The 7,334-nt window shown below is 46.0% G+C and carries 4 protein-coding genes and 1 pseudogene; 3 read left to right on the top strand and 2 right to left on the bottom strand.

The genetic code is table 11. The annotated features are described in order from the left end of the window. A pseudogene (locus tag I8752_RS15235) lies at positions 1 to 450 on the top strand (hypothetical protein); the annotation flags it as partial. 109 nt (positions 451 to 559) lie between these two features. Here the strand turns inward: I8752_RS15235 and I8752_RS15230 are convergent. Further along, positions 560 to 712 (bottom strand): hypothetical protein, encoded by a 153-nt coding sequence (locus I8752_RS15230; RefSeq protein WP_214433157.1) that lies wholly within the window; start codon positions 710 to 712, stop codon positions 560 to 562. Positions 713 to 808: 96 nt separating this feature from the next. Between I8752_RS15230 and I8752_RS15225 the strand changes: the two genes are divergently transcribed. Then, positions 809 to 1,798 (top strand): DUF2278 family protein, encoded by a 990-nt coding sequence (locus I8752_RS15225; protein WP_214433156.1) that lies wholly within the window; start codon positions 809 to 811, stop codon positions 1,796 to 1,798. Positions 1,799 to 2,010: 212 nt separating this feature from the next. On the opposite strand, the gene I8752_RS15220 is transcribed toward I8752_RS15225, so the two are convergent. Beyond that, complete coding sequence (locus I8752_RS15220; RefSeq protein WP_214433155.1) at positions 2,011 to 5,601, bottom strand: ATP-binding protein; 3,591 nt, start codon at positions 5,599 to 5,601, stop codon at positions 2,011 to 2,013. A gap of 166 nt (positions 5,602 to 5,767) precedes the next feature. Between I8752_RS15220 and glpK the strand changes: the two genes are divergently transcribed. Beyond that, positions 5,768 to 7,252, top strand: coding sequence for a glycerol kinase GlpK (glpK, locus tag I8752_RS15215; protein ID WP_214433154.1), 1,485 nt, complete (start codon positions 5,768 to 5,770; stop codon positions 7,250 to 7,252). Positions 7,253 to 7,334 lie beyond the last annotated feature (82 nt).

Genomic DNA, 7,334 nt, shown 5'->3' with positions numbered 1-7,334 from the left:
ACTAAGCCGCCCCCTTCGGGGCGGGGTTTCAACCTATCTTGTGCAATACAAGGATTTTTCGCGCCACTTGCGGGCGAGGCTTTAACCTTTTTCGGGGCTAATTTCTTCCCCTACTCCCTACTCCCTACTCCCCACTCCCGCCCCGAAGGGGGGGTAAATGTCCAGAAAGTTCGCTACTCCCAACCTTACCGAGTTTTATCTAACTTTTCGGTACAAGCAGTTGCTACTAACGAAGATATCGATAACGGTTGTCATGTGGAAATTACGCAACTAATAATTCAGGAGCGTAGTTGGTGGAGCTTTGCCTTGAAAGCGTTTGGTGAAGATGCGCGTTTGATCGATAATCTTCGGACAACAGCCAGCAGCATATTTAATACTTATCAAGGTGCAAAATTACTAGCAGCTAATTCTTACGCTTATCCACATTGCCTATCGCTTGTTTGTCAATAACTGCCGATCGCCGAAGCAACAATCACCCCACAGGGTACTATCATACCTAATAACACTGAGTTAGCATATTAATATGATACTAGCTAGCTATGTATATGTAGAGTAACACTTAGGCATAATTCAGATTAACGCTCTGTAAGAAAGACTTGAGAGTAGAAAGTAGAAAGTCTAAATTTTTACATGTATTGACTGCGATCGCTCGTGGCTGACGGTCAATATTGTAAGTTTGCAACCAGTAAGTTAACCAGCATGAAAGTTGCATATAATCATGGCTAAAGTCCTGACTACATGCGAATCATCCTGAAAAAATAAATGACGATTAGCTTAGTACCCACACCATGAAATTGAGGAGAAATAGATGTCTTTAAAAAATTACGGTGTTCTGAAAAGTCGGGCTATAAATCGCAAGCTAGGAGAAGGGCCTTCTCCCCATTACCAAGTACTTGTAACTGACGAAAAACAAAAGTATCGCATTGCTATCAACGTCAAATCTCAGGAAAGTCCCTCAGAATTGCTGTACTTTGTAGACGAAAATTTCTCTCATCCCATCACTAAAGAATTACAGGAATTAGATTTGGGCTTCCATGAGTTAGCAAGAAAGCCCGGTGGACTAGCTTTAGACTTCATCCGAGGGAATTTATTCGATCCCAATCAAATGAAACCCTTGCCATACAACATACCAGGGCCAGATAACGACCTCAACGAATTACTAGAACTATACATTGCACGGGCGATCGCTTCACCGGATGCAGTCCTCTACCCGTTTGGTGAAAGGTGGGGGCCTGAAGAAGATGTCAAGGATAAATACTTTGGTTTTCTTCCTGGCAATGGTATTCATGACATCCACATGAACCAAGGCAATGCCGCTAAATTTCAAAAGGATAATGGTGTTTGGCAAGATGGCGGACTGCTAATTTATTACCCAACGCGCAATCAATGGGTGGGTATATTCTTAGCCTTCCAATCCCAGTCTTTCCATACCGACGACACCACCGGCAACAGACTAGATGTGGTAATTCCGCCCACAACTGCGGCAATTCGCATTCTTGCTGCTTTGGTGAATCCTTTTGGAGACGACGTAGGCAAAGAAACAGTGAGTTTAATCAATACTTCACCAGAAAAAGTGGAATTGAATGGTTGGGCACTTGCAGATCGTATCAAACGCAAGCAAAGCCTTAGTGGCATTATCAATCCGGGTGAAGTTTTAAGAGTGCCTTTGAGCGATGCCATTCAACTAGACAATAATGGTGGTATCATCACCCTTCTTGATGATAAAGGAACCAAAATTGACGGTGTTTCTTATACCAAGAAAGATAGCGAAAAGCAGGGTTGGACGATTGTGTTTTGATGGTAGGAGACGCGATTATACTCTTACGAGAAGCCCTTCGGGTGACGCTCCTGCGTCGCTAACGCTGCGCTAACAGCAGTTCCTCTACTTGGGGAGACCCCAAGACCGGACTGCCTCACCGCTCTTACGAGCGTCTACGCGTCTGTACAGGAGTTAGGAGTTAATAGTTTTATCTCCCCCTACTCCCCTGCTCCCCTGCTCCCCTGCTCCCCTCAAGTGCGTCCCACGAGGCTAGCAACTACTGTAGTTAATTCAGCTGGCTCTATGGGTTTAGGCAAATGCAATTGATAACCTTCTTTGATTGCGCGGGTGCGATCCTCTGCTCTGGCATAAGCTGTCAAGGCTGCTGCTGGAATCTTTCCGCCTTGTTCGGGAGGTTGCGATCGCAATTTGCGAATCAAAGAGTAACCATCCTCTTCTGGCATCCCAATGTCGCTAACCAAAACATCTGGTTGCCACTGGTAAATTACCTGCAATGCTTCTTTTACCGAGCTGACTGCCTCAACTTCGGCTTGACACTGTTGAAGTACTGTAGAAATAAAGTCACGGCTATCGGCTTCGTCGTCTACAACTAGCACGCGCACGCCTAAGAGTGAGGGGCCTAGATGGACAGGGGTAGAAGAAAAAGAGGGTAGAGGAGATGGAGGATAAAGGGGTTGAGAATTAGACGAACTGAGGGGTAGCTTGACTGTAAATGTTGCTCCCTGCTGTTCGCCTTGACTGTCTGCCTCGACAGTACCGCCATGCAATTCTACTAAATGACGGACGATCGCTAATCCTAGTCCCAATCCACCGTATGACCTTGTACTAGAACTATCAGCTTGACGAAAGCGGTCAAAGACGTAAGGCAGAAATTCTGGACTAATACCAATACCTGTGTCAATCACTTGGATTTGAGCGTAGTTGTCAGGTATCCCTTGTTTTTCTTCACTACTAACAGTTGACAGCTTGATTTCAACTCTGCCGCCTGACGGTGTAAATTTGATGCCGTTAGATAACAAGTTCCAGATAATTTGCTGCAAACGCTCGACATCGCCAGAAACTAAGATGCTTGTAGGTGTATGCTGGGCTACGAGCAAGCCAGACTTCGGGTTTTTGCTATTTACTGTTGATTCCAATTCTAAATTTTGTGGCTTTTCAACAGCTGATAGGAAAAATCTCAAATCGATTTCTTTGGCTTGGGCAGCTAGTTGGACAGTCTCAATGGCTGACTCAATAATCGCAACCAAATTGCAAGTACGAACATTGAGTTGCAATTTGCCTCTAATTATGCGTGAGATATCGAGCAAATCTTCAATTAGCTGAGTTTGCGCTTTCGCATTGCGCTCGATGGTTTCCAGCCCTTTAGCTATCTGAGTTTCGTTGAGCTTGCGGGCACGCAGTAATTGCGTCCAACCAAAGATGGCGTTGAGGGGCGATCGCAATTCATGGGACAATATCGCTAAAAATTCGTCCTTCATGCGGTTGGCTTGGCTCAACTGCTCTGTTTGTTGCTGTAAAGAAGTAATTAAGCCAGCACGTTCCATGGCGATCGCTATTTGGTCGCACACTGCTTGCATCATTCCTCTTTGATTATCGGTGAAAGTAGTGCGACTGCGGCTGCCAAAGGAAAGAGTACCCAACAGCCGCCCTTGGGCCATTAGTGGGTAACAATAATAAGCAGTAATGCCCAAAGAGCGAATCAAGTCTGTTTTGGGATCGCTAGAGTGCTGCACGCTTTCTACAGAAATTGGGCGGCGTTTCTGGGCTACAGTCCCGCACACTGCTTGCCCGTATTCTAAAAATTCAATTTCTTTAGCTAGTTCCTCAGAGATGCCTGTGAAGGAGGCCAGCCGCATTACCCGCTCGTTTTCTACTAAATAGTTAAAGTAAACATCCAAACCAATCTGCGCTGCAAGTTTGTGGAAAACGCTGTCGAGTAGTGCTATTGGCTGTTGGCTAGATAGTAGATCGCTGGCTGTACTGAAAAGTAGTTGGAGTCTTTTGTAACCCAATGACAATGCTTTGTCTGCCTGCTTGAGGTTGGTAATGTCCTGGAATGCCAACAAACAGGTAGCTGGATAACCGTGCATAGCTGGCAGACTATCAGCAAATATATGTAGTGATCGCACGCCTCCACTCGTATGCCACTTGATTTCTAAGCCATCGAGTCGCTCTCCACGGGCAACCCGTACCCCAGGCATTTGCTCGTTAGGGATGCGTTCGCCTGCGGCATCTGTGTAGTGATAAACTGTATGATAATCGGCGGCTGATACACCTTGAGGAAATTCGCCTCCTGCCAATTCATTCGCAGCTCGATTGGCAAAAATCACTCGTGCCGTTCCTGGCTCGATAAACAATAGTGGCATTGGCATCAAATTAAGCACATCTTCTAGCCATTTGTGCTGATTCCGCAGTAACGCCTCTGCCTGCTTGCGCTCTGTGATATCCAAAAATGCACCGACTGAGCCTCTGGTTTTACCCTCTTCATCAAACAGTGGCGCGACATACTCTAGCAGCTTGACTATTTTTCCATTTTCATGGATAATTTCAGCTTCAAAATCTAGGACTTCCACGCCATGAGTAGCAGCGTATTGCATGGGGAGTTCTGCTGGCGACAGTTCTTTACCTTCTCGGTAGACTTTAAAGGTTGGTTTTTCATCACTGGAAATGCTGAGGGAGGCATTGTCTGATAATATCCCCAACTGCTTGGCAAAAGCCGGATTGACTTTAATTTTTTGGCACTCCCGATCTTCGGCGATGCCAATTCCAATGGGAATTACTTCCAACAAAGTTTCTAATTCGGTGATGTGGCGCTGTAAATTCTTGTTAAGTTGTACTATTTGTTTGTTTGCTTGCTGGCGCTCGATTTCACTTTGGCGGCAAAGACGTTCAATAACTGCGGCACTTTGCCATACCAAAAAGACAAAAATCACAATCAAAACAATGGCAAACAAAGATAAGGCGAAAATCGGGCTGTAATATCCAGCTTGTTGACCTTGAGCTATGAACCATCCCAATACCAAAGGTACTGCGATCGCCGCACCTAACAAACGACGTGCCAGTAAGCCACCGTAAGTATTGCTAGTAATTACCCGCATAAATCCTTTGTCTGGATACACCCACCAAATTCCCACACAAAGCAAAATAAATGTCACTGCCGTGTGTAATGCCATTGATGTTGTGTAGGGGGCAATGCCGTAGAGGACTTGCACTTTGTAGGTATAGCCTATGATAGCCTGTAAGGAAATCAAAGCAGCTAACAGACCAATAATCTGAGCATACCAATAGCTACGGTGGTTTTTTTGGGAAGCTAACAAATCTATAGCTTTGCTAATCAGGATAAAATTGAGTGCTGTATTCAACCCCATTAGCCCTGGACGGAATGTTGTCACAGTGCTTGGGGAGTCACGAAACAGCAGTTCGTTAATACTGAGATTCCAGCCGAACAGATATTGCATCAGTGCCAGCAAACCAACTAAGGCAACTGCTGCGGCAAAAAGCCTGGAAAGTAGGAAATAGAAGACATAGCGACGAGGAGAATCTTCTTTATTTACCCTTGTTTTCTTCTCCCTATCCAAATCGAACTGATTATCCTTTCCTTTTTGCAATAGCCACAGCGAGATCCCAGATAATACAAAGCAGAATGCTGTATTTGCTTTCATTGTTGCTGCACTTCCGGGGAAGCCTGCTTTCAGAACTTCGATGTGGAAATTCCAGCCTAGCAGTACCAAGACACCGACCAAAATTGCGATCGCACTTGCAATTCGTACTACTAGCGAATTGTCTAAACCCTGCAAGCGTAAGCGGTTGACCTTTAACATCAATATTCTTGTAACCGCATTATTTATCTAGCGTACTAATTTTTCGATCTTCTTTACTTGAATACGGTTATGTATATAATGCCACTACATAAAGACTAATTTTTCATCTATCTATGTGCATATTTTCTTTTAAAGTAATCAAATGTCAAGAATCAATTATTGACTAATGACTAAATACATTTTGGCATTTGACCAAGGCACTACTAGCTCTCGCGCTATTGTATTTAACCGCAATGGCGACATTATGACTGTTGCTCAAAAAGAGTTTCAACAAATTTTTCCGCAGCCGGCTTGGGTAGAGCATAATGCTGACGAAATCTGGTCTTCTCAAATTGGTGTTGCCAACGAAGCTCTAGCTCGCATTGATATCCGCACAAGTGATATTGCTGCCATTGGCATCACTAATCAACGGGAAACGACAATTGTCTGGGAGCGCAAAACGGGCAAGCCGATTTATAATGCGATCGTCTGGCAGGATCGCCGCACCGCTGGCTACTGCGATGAACTCAAGGCAACCGGATATGAGGCAACATTCCAGAAGAAAACGGGACTGGTAATTGATGCCTACTTTAGCGGCACGAAACTCAAGTGGTTGCTGGATAATATACCTGATGCCCGCGAAAAAGCCGAACGTGGAGAATTGGCATTTGGCACTGTCGATAGTTGGTTAATCTGGAGGCTGACTCAGGGGGAACTCCACATCACAGATGTAACTAATGCTTGCCGGACTCTGTTATTCAACATTCACACTCAAAATTGGGATGATGAACTGCTGGCAATTCTCGATATTCCCCGTGCCATTCTGCCCCAAGTGCGGAGTTCGTCAGAAGTATATGGATATACGGCTGAAGGTCTTTTAGGTAGCCGCATCGCCATTGCCGGAATTGCCGGAGACCAGCAGGCTGCAACCTTTGGACAAGCATCGTTGCAATCTGGTATGGCGAAAAATACTTACGGTACAGGCTGCTTTATACTCTTGAATACAGGCGATCGCCCCACCCCATCCTATCATCAACTGCTGACTACAATCGCCTGGCGCATCAACGGACATACCAGTTATGCTCTAGAAGGGAGTGTATTCATTGCTGGGGCAGTTGTGCAGTGGTTGCGCGACGGACTTGGCATTATCAAGCGCAGTGCAGATGTGGAACCGCTGGCTGGGAGTGTTGCTGATAACGACGGTGTCTATTTTGTGCCTGCCTTCGTCGGCTTAGGCGCACCTTATTGGGATAGCTATGCTCGCGGTACAATTGTTGGCTTAACGCGCGGCTCAACCAGCGCTCATATTGCCCGTGCTGCCTTGGAAAGCATTGCCTATCAAACGGCTGATGTGATTGATGCTATGCATCAAGATTCGGGGCTGGAACTGTCAGAACTGCGGGTGGATGGAGGGGCATCCCGCAATGACCTGTTGATGCAGTTTCAGGCAGATATTCTTGGCGTGCCCGTTGTCCGTCCCAAAATCACAGAAACCACTGCCTTGGGGGCAGCTTATTTAGCAGGGCTAGCCGTTGGCTATTGGGACAGCCAAGAAGAAATTGTAGAGCTGTGGCAGGTAGAGAAGCAGTTTGAGCCAACAATTAGCGCCGACCATCGCAGCAGATTACGGGACTCATGGCGGCGGGCAATTTCTCAGACTCGATATAGGTAGATAAGGGAGCGGAGGGGCAGGGGAGCAGTTGAACAGGGTGTAGGGGGTAGGGTGTGGGGTGTAGTGAAGACGGCGTTGGAAC

Origin of the sequence: Dendronalium phyllosphericum CENA369 (genome assembly GCF_016056275.1) — a bacterium.
Lineage (GTDB): Bacteria > Cyanobacteriota > Cyanobacteriia > Cyanobacteriales > Nostocaceae > Dendronalium > Dendronalium phyllosphericum.
Note: the sequence above shows the minus strand (reverse complement) of the source record. Positions and strands in the feature narration are given on the sequence as shown.